Source organism: Type-D symbiont of Plautia stali (genome assembly GCF_001485335.1).
GTDB lineage: Bacteria > Pseudomonadota > Gammaproteobacteria > Enterobacterales > Enterobacteriaceae > Pantoea > Pantoea vagans_C.
The window spans coordinates 19,608-35,690 of record NZ_BBOC01000008.1 but is presented as its reverse complement, the minus strand read 5'-3'; the positions used below and the strand labels follow the sequence as shown (position 1 = coordinate 35,690).

General features: G+C 55.7%; 12 protein-coding genes. 7 read left to right on the top strand and 5 right to left on the bottom strand.

The window, feature by feature from the left end; genetic code table 11:
• Nucleotides 1-93: 93 nt before the first annotated feature.
• Nucleotides 94-1,734, top strand: coding sequence for a dihydroxyacetone kinase subunit DhaK (locus tag PSSD_RS04315; protein WP_058969629.1), 1,641 nt, complete (start codon nt 94-96; stop codon nt 1,732-1,734).
• Between the two features lie 41 nt (nt 1,735-1,775).
• Here the strand turns inward: PSSD_RS04315 and sbmA are convergent, their stop codons facing one another.
• Nucleotides 1,776-3,011 (bottom strand): peptide antibiotic transporter SbmA, encoded by a 1,236-nt coding sequence (gene sbmA, locus PSSD_RS04310; RefSeq protein ID WP_058969628.1) that lies wholly within the window; start codon nt 3,009-3,011, stop codon nt 1,776-1,778.
• A 295-nt stretch (nt 3,012-3,306) separates the two neighbouring features.
• Between sbmA and PSSD_RS04305 the strand changes: the two genes are divergently transcribed.
• The 5 genes from PSSD_RS04305 to PSSD_RS04285 all read left to right on the top strand — a co-directional run bounded on the left by PSSD_RS04305 (nt 3,307) and on the right by PSSD_RS04285 (nt 8,924).
• Nucleotides 3,307-4,041: a gluconate 2-dehydrogenase subunit 3 family protein gene (locus PSSD_RS04305; protein ID WP_039330378.1), complete on the top strand. Its 735-nt coding sequence runs from the start codon at nt 3,307-3,309 to the stop codon at nt 4,039-4,041.
• A 2-nt stretch (nt 4,042-4,043) separates the two neighbouring features.
• Nucleotides 4,044-5,828 carry a GMC family oxidoreductase gene (locus PSSD_RS04300; protein ID WP_058969626.1) on the top strand — a complete coding sequence of 595 codons (1,785 nt, stop codon included), beginning with the start codon at nt 4,044-4,046 and terminating at the stop codon, nt 5,826-5,828.
• 11 nt (nt 5,829-5,839) lie between these two features.
• Nucleotides 5,840-7,150: a c-type cytochrome gene (locus PSSD_RS04295; RefSeq protein ID WP_058969625.1), complete on the top strand. Its 1,311-nt coding sequence runs from the start codon at nt 5,840-5,842 to the stop codon at nt 7,148-7,150.
• Between the two features lie 240 nt (nt 7,151-7,390).
• On the top strand, nt 7,391-8,458 hold the full coding sequence (locus PSSD_RS04290; RefSeq protein WP_058969623.1) for a helix-turn-helix domain-containing protein: 1,068 nt from the start codon (nt 7,391-7,393) through the stop codon (nt 8,456-8,458).
• Nucleotides 8,439-8,924 (top strand): PIN domain-containing protein, encoded by a 486-nt coding sequence (locus PSSD_RS04285; protein ID WP_058969621.1) that lies wholly within the window; start codon nt 8,439-8,441, stop codon nt 8,922-8,924. Before PSSD_RS04290 ends, PSSD_RS04285 begins: the two co-directional genes overlap by 20 nt.
• Nucleotides 8,925-8,962: 38 nt before the next feature.
• On the opposite strand, the gene PSSD_RS04280 is transcribed toward PSSD_RS04285, so the two are convergent.
• The 4 genes from PSSD_RS04280 to PSSD_RS04265 form a co-directional block, all read right to left on the bottom strand.
• The gene (locus PSSD_RS04280) at nt 8,963-10,372 is read right to left on the bottom strand and encodes an MFS transporter (RefSeq protein ID WP_058969620.1); all 1,410 of its coding nucleotides are present in this window, start codon (nt 10,370-10,372) and stop codon (nt 8,963-8,965) included.
• A gap of 188 nt (nt 10,373-10,560) precedes the next feature.
• Nucleotides 10,561-12,081: a p-aminobenzoyl-glutamate transporter gene (gene abgT, locus PSSD_RS04275; RefSeq protein ID WP_058969617.1), complete on the bottom strand. Its 1,521-nt coding sequence runs from the start codon at nt 12,079-12,081 to the stop codon at nt 10,561-10,563.
• Nucleotides 12,082-12,265: 184 nt separating this feature from the next.
• Nucleotides 12,266-13,711, bottom strand: a complete 1,446-nt coding sequence (locus PSSD_RS04270) for a M20 family metallopeptidase (RefSeq protein WP_039335844.1) — start codon at nt 13,709-13,711, stop codon at nt 12,266-12,268.
• Nucleotides 13,708-15,021, bottom strand: coding sequence for an amidohydrolase (locus tag PSSD_RS04265; RefSeq protein ID WP_058969616.1), 1,314 nt, complete (start codon nt 15,019-15,021; stop codon nt 13,708-13,710). The genes PSSD_RS04270 and PSSD_RS04265 overlap by 4 nt, the downstream gene beginning before the upstream one ends.
• A 114-nt stretch (nt 15,022-15,135) precedes the next feature.
• Between PSSD_RS04265 and PSSD_RS04260 the strand changes: the two genes are divergently transcribed.
• Nucleotides 15,136-16,038, top strand: coding sequence for a LysR family transcriptional regulator (locus tag PSSD_RS04260; protein ID WP_038643576.1), 903 nt, complete (start codon nt 15,136-15,138; stop codon nt 16,036-16,038).
• Nucleotides 16,039-16,083: the final 45 nt, after the last annotated feature.

Sequence of the window (16,083 nt, the reverse complement as noted above, 5' to 3'; positions counted from 1 at the left end):
TGTGCCGCCCTTTGCATTTCCGCACTTTGCCCCGCCAATTCTCCCCGCACATACGCTACCTTTTACAACGACAACACCAATGGAGAGGAAGCAATGAGCCAGTTTTTTATGCATGAGAAGAGCGATCTGGTCAACGAAGCCATCGAAGGGGTTTTGCTGAGTACGCCGTGGCACAACTTACGCCGCCTCGATCTTGGTGATGAGATCCGCGTGGTGGTGCGTTCGGATTGGGATAAGAGCAAAGTGGCGCTGATCTCCGGTGGCGGATCGGGCCATGAACCCGCGCATGCCGGTTTCGTCGGTAAAGGCATGCTCACGGCGGCGGTGTGCGGCGATATCTTTGCCTCGCCGAGCGTGGATGCGGTATTGAACGCCATTATCAACGTCACCGGCGAGGCCGGTTGCCTGCTCATAGTGAAAAATTACACCGGCGACCGCCTCAACTTTGGCCTGGCTGCCGAGAAGGCGAAAAATCTCGGTTATAAAGTCGAAATCGTTATGGTTCAGGATGATATCGCGCTACCGGAAAATCCGCAGCCGCGCGGTATTGCCGGGACCGTGCTGGTACACAAAATCGCCGGGTTTGCCGCGGAGCAAGGGCACTCACTTGAAGAGGTTCAGGCGCTGGCACAACGCGCCATCGATGCGACCGCTTCGATTGGTCTGGCATTCGCGACGTGCCACATCCCGGGGGAAACGCGTGATGACCGTGTGGCGGCAGGCCACAGCGAGCTGGGGATGGGCATTCATGGCGAGCCTGGCGTAGTGACGCTGGACACACAAAACAGCCGCAAAATCAGCAGTATCATGACTGATAAACTGGCGCAGGCATTGCCTGACGGCAAACAGGCGCTGCTGCTGATCAACAACCTCGGCGGATTCTCACAGCTTGAGCTGGCGCTGCTGACGCGTGAAGTGTTGCAGTCACCGCTGGCGGCCCGCGTGACCCATCTGATTGGCCCGGCAACGCTGGTGAGCGCCCTGGATATGAAGGGCTTCTCGTTGTCGCTGCTGGCGCTGGAAGAGCCGTTCCTTGAAGCTTTGAATGCGCCAGTGCAAGTGCTCGGCTGGGTGCCGGTGTATGACTTCGCGCCGATCAGTTTGCAGAGTGCAGAGAAAGTGGGCAGCGTGCTGGATTTCGATCCATCCGAAAATGCTGAAGTGGCTGCGACCGTTGATCGTGTGACGCAAACGCTGATCGATCTGGAGAGCGAGCTGAACGCGTTGGATGCCAAAGTCGGCGACGGTGATACCGGTTCAACTTTTGCCGCAGGCGCGAAAAAAATCCAGCGGGGTTTGCGTGACAAGCAGCTGCCGCTGGATGAGTTGCCGACCTTGATGGCGCTGATCGGGGAGCAGCTTGCGACGGTGATGGGCGGATCGAGCGGTGTGTTGATGTCGATTCTGTTCACCAGCGCGGGCCAGCAGCTGGAAGAAGGTAGCACGCTACCGCAGGCGCTGATGCATGGGCTGGAGCGCATGAAGCACTATGGCGGCGCGCAGCCGGGGCATCGCACCTTAGTGGATGCGCTGCAACCGGCTCTGGAAGCGCTGGTGGCGGGTGAGTCGCTGGCAGCAGCGGCGAAAGCGGCACAGCAAGGTGCGGATGCCACGGCGCAAATGCAGAGCGCCAAAGCGGGCCGTTCGGCGTATCTGAATCAGCAGAGTCTGGATGGAGTGAAAGATCCTGGCGCGTATGCGATTGAGAGAGTGTTCGCGGTGCTGGCGGGTTAAGGGGGTGGGGTGCGGACATCAAACCGCACCCACTCACGCACTTACTCAGCTGCTTCGCGCATCATCTCATCATGCGGAATATCAGCCAGAATCTGCTCAAAACTGCGCAGACGTTTATAAATCGACATCAACTCCACCAGCGTCGACCAGGAGGAAATCAGGTACTGGAACGAAGAGCGCACCTGATCAAACACATTGGTAATCTGGTTGAGTAAACCCAGCGTAATCGTGCCTGCCACGATTGACGGAAACAGCAAAAACAGCCCGAACACGTTATCGACCTGCAGATAGAGAATGCGGGTGATGTTGAAGTACAAATAGTGGAAGTAGAGACGAAAATAGTTAAAGCGCACGCGACTAAACAGCTCATTGACCGTTGGCGGTGACGCGCGGTCAGCATTATCTTCACCGTACACCAGCTCTTTACGATAAGCGGCTTCCACGCGCTGATTACGGAACTCCAGCCCCGGCAATTTAATCCCCACTACTGCCAGCAGCCCGGTACCAAACACCGACCACAGCACCGCGGCAATCACCAGCGCGTAAGGGATGTTACCCAACAGCGGGATATCTTTGACGTGGTGTGACAGTGCAATCAGCACTGGCAGGAAGGCCACAAGCGTCATGATGGCTTGAATGAAACTTACGCCCCAGTCTTCCAGCGTGCTGGCAAAACGCATGGTGTCTTCCTGCACACGCTGTGCGGCACCTTCGACCTGACGCAGGCGCTGCCAGTTGTGCATGTAGTAGTTATTCATCGCAGTACGCCAGCGGAATACCCAGTGGCTGATGAAGAACGAATTCATGACGCCAATCACTACGGCAATGAGTGCAATACCCAAAAATGCCACAACTTGCTGGTAAAACTCGGTGATTTGCACCGATCCTGCCTTGGTTAAGGCTTTTTGGATCAGATCATAGAACGGGCCGTACCACGCATTGACTGCCACGCCAACTTGTACCCCGAACCAGGTGACGAAGATGATCAGGGCTGCGCCCCATACCGACCAGCGCTGCCACGGATGGTTATCAATCACCTTCCAGGCAAGGGCGAAAATGGACGCCATTATCCAATAGTAGGCATAGAACCAGAGCTGGGCCGGGTGAATAAAACGGGAAGCATTGGTGGGCAACGGCTGCTGTATTGCTGCATGTAGCGATGGCCACAGTGCAGGCAGATTATCGGCAAAGCCAAACCAGGCAAAAATCGCAATCAAACTCCAAATCGCCGCCGAGCTGAAAAACAGCGCTGGCCGCGGAAAATAGGACTTAAACATAGGCACTCCGCTGTTGTGTGTACTCTTTTATACCCTGATAGACATGATCTGTCTTTTGTAGGTTGTTTCTGACGATGACAGCATCGTCCCAGCGATGTAAAGCGCTGCCATCAGTTGTTAAGTATTTTGTGCGCATTTGTTTCGAGAAACTAAATTATTAACGGGGAAGGTGTTACACTACGCGCATTGTTACCGGTAACAGTAACGCTGTATCCCTTAAGTCACCCATAAAAAAACAATACAACGCAATCACTTAACTTTCATGCCGCATCATCTGCGGTACTGAGGCAATGTCATGTCAGAACAAAAAAATGGTCATAGTCGCAGGGATTTTCTGCTGAGAACCATCACCCTGGCACCCGCAATGGCGGTTGGCAGTTCGGCGATGGGCGCGCTGGTGGTGCCAATGGCCGCTGGGGCAGCAGAGCAACCTGTCGCACCGCAACAGGCACGTGATTACCAACCAAACTGGTTTACCGCAGAAGAGTACGCTTTCCTCAAAGCGGCCGTTGCGCGCCTGATCCCGAATGATGAACGCGGTCCTGGCGCACTGGAAGCCGGTGTGCCGGAGTTTATCGATCGTCAAATGAATACCCCTTACGCCACGGGTAGCAACTGGTATATGCAGGGGCCGTTCAATCCCGATCTGCCGAAAGAGCTGGGTTACCAGTCTCCGCTGGTGCCACAGCAGATTTATCGCCTCGGGCTGGCCGATGCGGACAGCTGGAGCAAAAAGCAGCATGGCAAAGTATTTGCCGAGTTAAGCGGTGAACAACAAGACGCGCTACTCACCGCCTTTGAGAGCGGTCAGGCCGAGTTCCCTCAGTTGGCGGCTAAAACCTTCTTCTCCTTCCTGCTGCAGAACACCCGCGAGGGGTACTTCAGCGATCCGATCCATGGCGGCAACCAAGGCATGGTGGGCTGGAAGCTGATTGGCTTCCCAGGCGCACGTGCCGACTTTATGGATTGGGTAGAGCGCGGCGAACGTTATCCGTTCCCGTCAGTGGATATTCGCGGGGAGAGGGCGTAACCGTGGCAAATGAATTGAAAAAAGTAGACGCAGTTGTGGTCGGTTTCGGCTGGGCCGGGGCGATCATGGCGAAAGAGCTGACTGAAGCCGGTCTTAACGTTGTCGCGCTGGAGCGTGGTCCGCATCGTGATACTTATCCCGATGGATCCTATCCGCAGTCAATTGATGAACTGACCTATAACATCCGTAAAAAGCTGTTCCAGGATTTGTCGAAAAGCACCGTAACTATCCGTCACGATGCGTCGCAAACCGCCGTACCTTATCGTCAACTGGCGGCGTTTCTGCCGGGCACCGGCACCGGCGGTGCGGGCCTGCACTGGTCGGGCGTACACTTCCGTGTCGATCCGGTTGAGCTGAACCTGCGTAGCCACTATGAGCAGCGCTATGGCAAAAGCTTCATCCCGGAAGGTATGACCATTCAGGATTTCGGTGTCAGCTACGATGAGCTGGAGCCGTTCTTTGACCAGGCGGAGAAAGTGTTTGGTACTTCCGGCAGCGCCTGGTCGATTAAAGGTAAGCTGCAGGGTAAAGAAAAGGGCGGAAACCCTTACGCGCCTGACCGCTCCAGCGATTTCCCGCTGCCCGCGCAGAAACGCACCTATTCGGCCCAACTGTTTGCTCAGGCTGCTGAATCAGTGGGTTATCACCCCTACGATATGCCGTCCGCTAACACTTCGGGTCCGTACACCAACACCTACGGCGCGCAGATGGGGCCGTGTAACTTCTGCGGTTACTGCAGCGGCTATGCCTGCTACATGTACTCCAAGGCGTCGCCGAACGTAAATATTCTGCCCGCACTGCGTCAGGAACCGAAATTCGAACTGCGTAACAACTCCTACGTGCTGCGTGTGAATCTGACCGATGACAAGAAGCGCGCCACCGGCGTGACCTATCTTGATGGTCAGGGCCGTGAAGTGGTGCAACCTGCGGACCTTGTGATCCTGTCGGCCTTCCAGTTCCACAACGTCCATTTGATGCTGCTGTCAGGCATCGGCAAGCCATATAACCCAATCAGCAACGAAGGTGTGGTGGGGCGTAACTTTGCCTACCAGAACATTTCGACTCTCAAGGCGCTGTTCGACAAGAACACTACCACCAACCCGTTCATCGGTGCGGGCGGTGCGGGTGTGGCGGTGGATGACTTCAACGCCGATAACTTCGACCACGGTCCGTATGGCTTTGTCGGCGGCTCGCCGTTCTGGGTTAACCAGGCGGGCACCAAGCCGATTTCTGGTTTGCCGACGCCGAAGGGCACGCCGAACTGGGGCAGCCAGTGGAAATCGGCGGTGGCGGATACCTACAACCATCACATCTCGATGGATGCACACGGTGCGCACCAGTCCTATCGCGCTAACTACCTCGATCTCGATCCGAACTACAAAGATGTTTACGGCCAGCCGCTGCTGCGTATGACCTTTGACTGGCAGGACAACGACATCAAGATGGCGCAGTTCATGGTCGGCAAGATGCGTAAGATCACTGAAGCGATGAACCCGAAAATGATCATCGGCGGCGCAAAAGGACCGGGCACCCACTTCGATACCACCGTGTACCAGACCACGCACATGAGTGGCGGGGCGATCATGGGTGAAGATCCGAAAACCAGTGCAGTGAACCGTTACCTGCAGAGCTGGGATGTGCCGAACGTGTTTGTGCCAGGTGCGTCTGCGTTCCCGCAGGGCCTCGGTTACAACCCGACCGGTATGGTGGCCGCGCTGAGTTACTGGTCAGCCAAAGCCATTCGTGAACAGTATCTGAAGAACCCCGGCCCGCTGGTACAGGCATAAGGAACAAGGCGATGATCAAAAGCATTTTAGCCCTGTTTCTGGGCACGATGACCTTCGTCGCGGTGGCGGACGAAGCAGGTTCCGACGCACTGGTGAAGCGCGGTGAATATCTGGCGCGCGCGGGTGACTGCGTCGCCTGTCACAGCACGGCGGGCGGCAAACCCTTTGCCGGTGGCTTACCGATGGCCACGCCGATTGGCACCATCTACTCCACCAACATCACACCGGATAAAACTACCGGGATTGGTGACTACAGCTATGAGGATTTCCAGAAAGCGGTGCGTCACGGCGTAGCGAAAAATGGCGATACGCTCTATCCCGCCATGCCATACCCATCCTATGCGGTGGTGAGCGATGACGACATGAAGGCGCTGTATGCCTACTTCATGCATGGCGTGCAGCCGGTGTCGCAGGCAAACAAAGACAGCGATATTCCGTGGCCGCTGTCGATGCGCTGGCCGCTCTCCATCTGGCGTGGCATGTTTGCGCCGGACGTGAAAGCGTTCCAGCCAGCCGCACAGGAAGCTCCCGCCCTGGCGCGCGGTCGCTATCTGGTGGAGGGCCTCGGACACTGCGGGGCTTGCCATACGCCACGTAGCATCACCATGCAGGAAAAAGCGCTGAATAACGGCGAAGGCAATGATTACCTGTCTGGCAGCAGCGCACCGATTGATGGCTGGACCGCAAGCAATCTGCGTGGGGACAACCGTGACGGTTTAGGCCGCTGGAGCGAAGATGACCTGAAGCAGTTCCTGCGCTTTGGCCGCAACGATCACACCGCGGTATTTGGTGGTATGACCGATGTGGTGCAGCACAGCCTGCAGTACCTCAATGACGAAGATATCAGTGCGATTGCTAAATATCTGAAGTCTCTCGGTGCGAAAGATGCCAGCCAGACGGTGTTCACCCAGGATGATGCGGTCGCCAAAGCGTTGTGGAAAGGTGATGACAGCCAGCCAGGCGCATCGGTGTATGTCGATAGCTGTGCGGCCTGTCATAAAACTGACGGCAGCGGCTACCAACGCTTCTATCCGGCGCTGCGTGGCAACCCGGTGGTGATGGCAGAAGACCCAACCTCGCTGATTCACATCGTGCTGGTGGGCGGCACCTTGCCTGGCGTGCAGGGCGCACCTTCGGCGATCACCATGCCGGCGTTCGGCTGGCGTCTGAACGACAACCAGGTTGCGGATGTGGTCAACTTTATCCGTGGCAGCTGGGGTAATGGCGTGAAGTCAACGGTGACGGCGAAGGATGTGGCGAAGCTACGTAAAGATGCGCCGCAGCAGGGCAGTGCCGATATTAAGGTGCTGGAAGGGCAGTAAGACCCCGCGCTGTGTTTAACTGAGCGATGAACTGCGCCGCTACCGATCGCAACGATTTGGTAGCGGCGCAATTTATTGCGCACACCAGCAGTGATGCTTCACCACTTCCACAAGCAATAAATCAACCCAAGCCCCGTCTCATTTTTCCTCCCTATGATTGCAAGAGCTAAGCCCAGCGAACATAATCTTGGTTTATGAAATTCATTAAATTAATTTTTTCGTAAACCACAGGAGGTCAGTGTGTTTGGAGAGCGTTTACTACGTGCGCGTTCCGCTGCGGGCTTTTCTATGAAGCAGCTTGCAGAAAAAGCAGGCGTCAGCGCAAATATGATTAAGAAATACGAGCACAACCTCAGTGTGCCGGGCTCTGCCGTATTAGTAAAAATGTCGCGCGCCTTGGGCGTACGTAATGAATATTTCTTCCGTCCGACCAAGGTAGAATTGAAGAATGTTGAGTACCGCAAACGTCATACGCTATCAGCCAAAATGCTGGCGCAGATTCATGCGGATGTGATTGATCAGGCTGAGCGGTGGCTTGAACTGGCGAACCTGTGGCCAAATTTTCCGGTCCCTGCTTTTACCCAACCGCAACTGCCTCTCGAGCAAATCGAGAATTACGGGCAGATTGAAAAGGTTGCAGAGCATATTCGTCAGCAGTGGGGATTAGGTTCTCAGCCGATAACGCATTTGATTGATGTGCTGGAAAGTCATGGGATTTTGGTCATTGTCACTGACGTTGATCACTCCGACAAATTCGATGGCTGCCAGGCGATGGTCGATGCCATTCCTGTCATCGTTATTTCAGCAAAATGGCCAGGTGACCGTCAGCGTTTTACTCTGGCACACGAACTTGGTCATTTGATTCTGCATCATTCTCTTCCATCTGATCTGGATGAAGAGAAAGCCTGCAATCGATTTGCCGGTGCCTTGCTTTTCCCTGCTGGCGCGGTATTGCAACATTTTGGCAAGCGGCGAACACGCCTTGAGGAACAAGAGCTTTACCTGCAAAAAATGGATTATGGTCTCAGCATGATGGCCTGTGTTTACCGCGCTGCCGATCTGGCCGTGATAACTGAGGGCAAGCGCAAAGATCTGATCATGATGTTTTCAGCGCGCAAATGGCGAAAGCAGGAACCTGGTGAACAAGTCGCACGCGAGAGCACCACGCTTTTTCCTCAGTTAATCTTTCGAGCGCTGGGAGAAGGGATTATCAGCGAAGGTAAAGCGGCTGAGCTGATGGGTGTCTCGTTAGTCGCCTTTCACCGCAAGCGACAGTTGGGGTGGTCGGATGATCATTCTCATCAGTGATGCCAATATTTTAATTGATATGGAAGAGGGCGATTTGTTAGATGCGCTCTTCGAGTTGCCCTATCAATTTACCGTGCCAGATTTACTCTATTTTGATGAGCTTGAAACGCACCATGCCGATTTGCTCGATAAAGGATTGGTTATTGGAGAATTGAGCCCAACCACTATGATGTACGCCATTGAGCTCATTGAACGTGTGCGTGGGCCAAGCCGTAATGATTGTTTTGCGTTAGCCTTGGCTAAACAGGAAATCTGCCCACTATTAACCGGTGACAGAGCGCTTAATCGAGTTGCCAGAGAGGAGGGGATAGACGTTCGAGGCACGCTTTGGGTTGTGAATGAAATGATTGAGCACCAGATCATTACAGTGGATGGCGCGCGCCGGGCTTATTGTCAGATGCAAGACAGTGGCAGGCGTTTGCCATGGGAAATTGCATTCGCGCAGTTAGAAAAATTCGCGAAATAGTGGGCGGCTTTATTTTCCGCCCACGACCTTTCGATAAATCAAATATTCTCTAAATCCAGCCCGCGCGTCTTCGGACCGTAAATCCCCACTGACAGCATCACCATCAACATACTCAGCACGATAAAGGCGATCACGCCCTGGCTGCCGGCGTACTGCAGAATAATGCCAATCAAAATACTGCTGAACACGGTCGACAGGCGGCTGAAGGAGTAGCAGAAGCCCACTGCACGCGCGCGAATATGGGTCGGGAAAATCTCGGTCTGATAAGCGTGATAGCTGAAGGTCAGCCACGCGTTGCTGTAGGTGATCAGGAATCCACAGATGATCATCAGCACCGGGTTGGTGACCAGCGCGAACAGCGTACCGAACACCACGGTCATCAATGAAGAGAGAACGATCTGCCATTTGTTCTCAATCTTGTCGGCGTAGCGGCTGCAAATCAGTGAACCCAGCGGGTAGGCCAGCGTGATGAAAAAGGCATACAGCAGGCTGTGGGTCACGGTCGCGCCTTTACCTGAAAGCAGCGCAGGCAGCCAGTTGCCGAAACCGAAGAAGCCAATCGCCTGGAAGAAGTTCATCACCACCAGCATCAGGGTACGTTTGCGATAAGCCGGTGCCCAAATTTCGCTGAAGCGGCCCTTTTTTGGCAGCTGTGCGGCGGCATCGCTGTTAGAGAAGTCTTCACCCGGCGCGATACCACAGCGTGTTTCCATCTCGCTCAGTACCTTATGCGCTTCCTGATGACGGCCCTGTTGTGCCAGCCACCGCGCAGATTCTGGCAGGTTTTTACGAATCAGCCAGATCACCAACGAGCAGACCGCACCGGCAATCACCACCCAACGCCAGCCTTCCAGACTCAGGATGGTTTGCGGCACCAGCCACCATGACATCAGTGCCACCGCTGGCACCGACAGGAACTGAATAAAGAACGAGAAGGCAAAGGCGCGGCTACGCAGGTGCGCGGGGACCCATTCGGACAGATAGGTATCGATGGTCACCAGCTCAACGCCGAGACCAATCCCGACCAGGAAGCGGAACAGGATGATCATCTCCGCACTCTGCTGGAACGCCATCAGCAGTGAGAATACGCCGTACCACGCGAGGGCACACATAAAGGTGAGACGGCGGCCAAAGCGGTCGGCATAAGGCGCAAGCAGGCTGGCACCGACAAACAGGCCGAGGAAGGTGGCAGAGGCAAACGCAGCCTGGTCAGCAAAACCAAATACCCCTTCAGACCCCGTGTGAAACACGCCAGCAGCGAGTAGGCCAGAACTGATATAGCCGGTTTCAAACAGATCGTAGAGCTCAAAAAATCCGCCCAGTGCCAGCAGCGTAATAAAACGCCACAGCCCTGCGGAAGAAGGCAGTGCATCAATGCGCCCGGCTAAGGTGCGGCGATCGGCTGCGATGTTGTTGTTCGCCATCCCTGTCGAAGTGATTGTTGTCATTATTGGATAAACCTCGGTGTTTGCAGAACTCGCGCGGTTTTATGGGTTTTAAAAATAATTAACCGTTAGCAAGCGAAGGAATAGCAGAATAATCAATTCATCGGAGGTTGCCGAGAGGCGTAACGGTGACATTTTCGCAATCTACGTTGCAGTTCACAGAAGTGTGATCGCCGTCCATGGCGATGCGCTTAGTGCAGGCTTGGATAGACGCCCGGACCAATCGGTAAGCCGAGTGCGTACCAGACCAGTAGCAGCACAATCCAGCTAATGAAGAACACTACAGGATAGGGGAAGATCAGCACATAATAGGTGCCAAGTTGTGCATCTTTTTGGTATCGCTGCAGGAAGCCAAGGAACAACGGCAGGAACGGCGACATCGGTGCCAGCGGCAAGACGGCAGAGTCAGCGATGCGGAAAATCATTTGCGCAAAGGCCGGATGGAAACCGAGCAGCATAAACATCGGCACGAATACCGGTGCCAGAATCGACCAGATAGCCGAGCCGCTGGCGATAAACATGCAGAGAAACGCTGACAGGAACATCAGGCCCAGGAAAGCGGGTGCGCCACTGATCCCGGCACTCTCCAGCATATCGGTCAGGCCGATAGCCATAAACTTGCCCATGTTGCTCCAGTTGAAGAAGGCGACGAATTGCGACAGCGGGAACACCATCACAATAAAGCCCGCCATGCTCTTCATCGGATCGACCAGCAACTGTGGGATGTCATCGGCTCGGCGAATCTGCTTCGTCACTGCGCCGTAAGCAATCGCTACCACAAAGAAGAACAGGATGATGATTGGCACAATACCCTGAATAAACGGCGAAGGAATAATGCCGCCAGTTTTCGGGTTGCGCAGCGGTGCGTGTTCCGGCACCACCAGCAGCGCCATCAACGCAATAAATACCAGTGCAGCAATACCAGCCGCTCTCAGGCCGCGATTTTCCAGTGCCGTCAGCGGCGGCAGGCGGTCTTGATGACCGCCGTTCCATGCGGGCAGGCGCGGCTCAACGAATTTATCGGTGAGGATCGCGCCCACTACCGTCAACACGATCACCGAACTGGCCATAAAGAACCAGTTATCGATCACGCTGACGTGCACGGTATCGCTCACCGCTTTCGCCGCTTCGGTACTGATACCCGACAGCAGGACGTCAGTGGTGACGATCAGCAGATTGGCCGTAAATCCAGACGCCACACCGGCAATTGCTGCCAGCAGACCCGCTACCGGATGACGACCCACCGCGAGGAAGATCAGTGCGCCGAGCGGTGGCATCACCACCAGCGCCGCATCCGATGAGATATGGCTGAAGAAGGCGATAAACAACACCATATAGCTGGCGTAACGACGGCTCACGCGTGAGGCCATTTTCACCATCAGCGATTGCAGCAGGCCGACTTTCTCGGCCAGGCCTGCACCAATCACCAGCGCCAGAATCGAGCCGAGTGGCGTAAAGCCACTGAAGTTTTTGATGATGTTAGGCAGGATCCACTGAATCCCTGCCACGCTCAGCAGGTTATTGACGCGTACCAGCTCGCCGTTAGTGGGATTTTTCACCGCCAGATCAAAGGCGCTGATAATGGCGGTGGCCACCATCAATACCACGATTAGATAGACAAACAGTAAGAATGGGTTCGGCACTTTATTGCCGATGCGCTCTATCCAGTTAAACAGCTTCCCTGGGCTGCGGTTCTCCGTAGTCACTTCCATCAGCTTTGCCTCATTGGTCGTCTTGTTGTATTTGCATGCCCGCGTTGGGGCTGTCATTTTTATAGTGTTTAGATATTTCTGGGCGCATAAATGCGCCCGCTACAACTGTGGTAAACCTTACAACTGCGCCTAAGCCCCGTAGTGTGCGCATTTATACGCACTTAGTCGGAACACCGCGCTTATTTCAGGATGACAACTTCGATGGTGTGACGTCTGCCGGTATCGGGCAAACATAAGGCTGTTCGCGGCGCACACGCTGAAACTCCTCACGACAGCGTGCCAGCGCGTCCTCGTCCTGTAACAAGGTCAGCGCGGTGGCGGCCATCACTTTGGCGGCCAGACACATGCCTTTGTGACCCAGCGAGGTGCGGCCCTGCGCCACCAGTTGCCAGGTGTGCAGCGGGGTACCGAAGGCAAAACAGGGCGCGAAGCACTGTGCCGTCGGCGTGACCCAACTGACATCGCCGACATCGGTTGAGCCGTACAGCAACTCGCGCGTGACGGCGTACGGCGCCACCTCATCCATCAAAATCTTGTCACCCAGCGCCTCTGTCCACGCCACGCCCGCTTCACCGCCGGTGCGTGCCGCATTCAGGCGCGCATTGCGCAGATCGTCTTTGGTTAGCGTGGCACGGATCTCGGCGGCAAACTGCTGCTCATCCGCGCTGTAAGCGGGCAGGCCAAACTGATGCAAATTGCGCTCCATGACCGCTTCCAACGCACGATTAGGCACATAGTTGGAGCAGGCTTTGTCGAATCGCACCGTCATGGTGGTGTCCGTCATCAGGGCCGCGCCTTTGGCGATGTTGATCACACGCTGATAGATATCCTGGGCCTGGTCGAGTTCCGGTGCGCGAATCAGATACAGCACTTCGGCATCGGCCTGCACCACATTGGGAGAGACGCCGCCGGTATTGGTTACGGCGTAGTGCACGCGGGCTTCCTGCACGATGTGCTCGCGTAAGAAGTTGGCACCGGTATTCATCAGGGTGACGGCATCTAAGGCGCTGCGGCCCAGATGCGGGGAGTTAGCGGCGTGCGCGGCGACGCCCTTGAAATGAAACGCGGCCTGAATGTTGGCAAGGGTGCTGAGGTTGAACATGCCGCTGAACCCTTCAGGATGCCAGGTGACAGCCGCATCGACATCATCAAACAGCCCTTCACGCACCATAAAGGTTTTGCCGGAACCGCCTTCTTCGCCCGGACAACCGTAAAAACGCAATGTGCCGCGTTGGCCGTTCTGCGCCCACCAGGCTTTGATGGCGAAGGCGGCAGCCAGTCCGGCGGTGCCTAATAAATTGTGCCCGCAGCCGTGTCCGTTGCCGTTCTCGACCAGCGGTTGTGGCGTGGCGCAGCCCGATTGCTGGCTTAAACCGGCCAGTGCATCGAACTCACCCAGAATCGCAATCACCGGCTTGCCGTTGCCGATGCTGGCGATAAAAGCGGTATCGATATTGCCGACGCCGCGTTCAACGCGAAAACCTTCCTGCTCCAGCGCATCGGCCAGAATGGCGGCAGACTGCGTCTCTTCAAAGCGGGTTTCCGGCACATCCCAGATGGCATCGCTGAGCGCAGTAAAGCGCGGCTGATTCTCGTTGATGTAATGATCGATAAAGTCGTGATGGCTCATCGCTGGCCTCCAAACTGCGCCTGATTCAGCGCCAGGGTGGCCAGCGTTTGCACCGCGGTGGCCATGATCGCTTCATCAAAATCGAATCTGGCGTTGTGATGGCCTGCTGCCAGATCGCAGCCGAAGATCACATACGAAGAGTGGCCGCCGCGCTGCTGCACACGCTCCAGCATGTAGGTGGCATCCTCTGAACCTGCCGCCTGCTGTTTGGTATCAATGACCGAGGTGAAAATGCCCATCGCATCGGCCTGCTGGTGGATGAAATCCACCCACGGCTGGCTCGGTGTACAGCTGCGAGCGCCGCCCATCAGTTTGATATCGTACTCAACGCCATACATCGCCGCCGCGCCAGCGATGACGCGCAAGGCCTGCTGATAGATATCGTCGTTAACCTGATTGCTGACGCCACGGGTTTCGACTTTCATCAGCGCGCAATCCGGTACCACGTTACGGCCCGTGCCCGCCTGCAATACGCCGACGTTAACGCGCGCCACGCCGCCGCTGTGTTGCGGCAGATTATGCAATGCCAGCGTAGCCTGTGCGGCGGCGAGCAGAGCATTGCGGCCCTCTTCTGGTTTACCGCCTGCATGTGCGCCGACGCCCGTAAAACTCACATCCAGTTTGGTGGTGGCGAGGAAGCTATCACTGCCGCAAACGATTTCGCCTGCGGGCACACCTGTGCCGAGGTGGATGGCGGTAAACAGATCCACATCATCCACCACGCCTGCAGCGACCATGGCTTTCGCACCGCGCACGCCTTCTTCGGCGGGTTGGAAGATGATCTTGATGGTGCCGCTGAGCTGATCTTTCATCTCCATCAACACGCCCGCCAGCGCCAGGCCGATGGTGGTGTGCCCGTCGTGACCGCAGGCATGCATCATGCCGGCATTGCAGGAGGCAAAGCCCTCGCGAGTTGGGATATGGTCGGCATCACGGCTTTCGTTCTGGTCCAGTGCATCCATATCGACCCGGAAGCCCATTACCGGGCCGGGACGACCGGTTTCCAGCGTGGCGACAACGCCACAGAAACCGCCAGAGAAATGGGAGATCCACTGCGGCAGTGCACCTTGCTCTAACGCGCGGGCTTCTTGCTGCGCCAGCACTTCGTCAGAGGGTAAGCCCATACGCGCATCCGCATCGATCACTTCACGGCCCAGCTTCAGCTGATAACCAAGACGATGCAGTTCTTCAGCGACTAAGGTTGCGGTACGGAACTCCAGCCAGCCCGATTCGGCAAAATGGTGCAGATCGCGACGCCAGATTTGCATCTGCGGTATCCGCGCGTTGACGAGGTCGGAGAGGGTTTTCATCGGCATATCCTTTGTGTTGGTTTTTTATGCATTAACCCGAATCTACACAATGGTATTGGTGCGCATAAGATGCGAATATCTTGTCACTGATAAACAACGGTTATCACAAAAATCATGCCTGCCAACCTCAAACTTCATCAGCTGCGTGCCTTTGTCGACGTGGCGCGTCAGGGTAGCATTCGGGCGGCCAGCCGCTTATCGGGGCTATCGCAGCCTGCACTCACCAAAGCGATCCAGGAACTGGAACTGGCGCTCGGCGCTCGCCTGTTTGAACGACGCCAGCAAGGGGTCACGCTCACCGATATCGGTGATAACTTTTTTCGACATGCCAGTCTGGTGCTGGAAGAGCTGCGCGTGGCACAGGAGGATATTCAGCAACGCCTGGGACTGGCCGGTGGCCGGGTCAATATTGGTGTGGGCGGCAGTATCGCGCGTACCATCATGCCGCAGGTGATCACTCAGTTTCATCGTGAATATCCGCTGGTGAAGGTGCGCATTGTTGAGGGGCAACTGGTGTCGATGGTGCATGAACTGCGTCAGGGCGCACTGGATTTCACCATCAATACCTACGATCAACACCATCTGGATCAGGAGCTGATTTTTGAACGCTTGATGCAGCGTGATTATCAGGTGGTGATGCGCAAAGGGCATCCCATGGCCCATGCGCGATCGCTCGCAGAGTTGCAGCACTGTGACTGGACCATGCCAACGCCGCAAGGTAGCTATTACCGACTGTTGCACGATTTGTTTGGTGAGCGCGGCATGGCACCGAAGATCGTCGTCACCTGTGAGACCTTTATGGCCTGTACCAGTCTGGTGGCGAAGAGCGATTTCGTCAGTATTATTTCGCGCGATGTGATTGAAGATCCTACCCACGGCGGGCAGTTAATCGCCCTTGATCTTGACGATCCGCTGCCGAAAGCCACGTTCTATTTGATTCAGCGAAAAGACACCGCGCTGACGCCGATGAGTGCCTATATGGCGCAATTATTCCGGCGTTACTGTCAACAAAGGTAAGAGTGCGGCCTGGCTCCCATCTGATTAAAAATTGCGCACTACACT

Coding starts and splice junctions, on each gene's coding strand:
- PSSD_RS04260 (WP_038643576.1), top strand. CDS start 15,136: ATGCCTGCCAACCTCAAACTTCATCAGCTGCGTGCCTTTGTCGACGTG.
- PSSD_RS04295 (WP_058969625.1), top strand. CDS start 5,840: ATGATCAAAAGCATTTTAGCCCTGTTTCTGGGCACGATGACCTTCGTC.
- PSSD_RS04270 (WP_039335844.1), bottom strand. CDS start 13,711: ATGAGCCATCACGACTTTATCGATCATTACATCAACGAGAATCAGCCG.
- PSSD_RS04280 (WP_058969620.1), bottom strand. CDS start 10,372: ATGACAACAATCACTTCGACAGGGATGGCGAACAACAACATCGCAGCC.
- PSSD_RS04285 (WP_058969621.1), top strand. CDS start 8,439: ATGATCATTCTCATCAGTGATGCCAATATTTTAATTGATATGGAAGAG.
- PSSD_RS04315 (WP_058969629.1), top strand. CDS start 94: ATGAGCCAGTTTTTTATGCATGAGAAGAGCGATCTGGTCAACGAAGCC.
- PSSD_RS04305 (WP_039330378.1), top strand. CDS start 3,307: ATGTCAGAACAAAAAAATGGTCATAGTCGCAGGGATTTTCTGCTGAGA.
- PSSD_RS04265 (WP_058969616.1), bottom strand. CDS start 15,021: ATGAAAACCCTCTCCGACCTCGTCAACGCGCGGATACCGCAGATGCAA.
- abgT (WP_058969617.1), bottom strand. CDS start 12,081: ATGGAAGTGACTACGGAGAACCGCAGCCCAGGGAAGCTGTTTAACTGG.
- sbmA (WP_058969628.1), bottom strand. CDS start 3,011: ATGTTTAAGTCCTATTTTCCGCGGCCAGCGCTGTTTTTCAGCTCGGCG.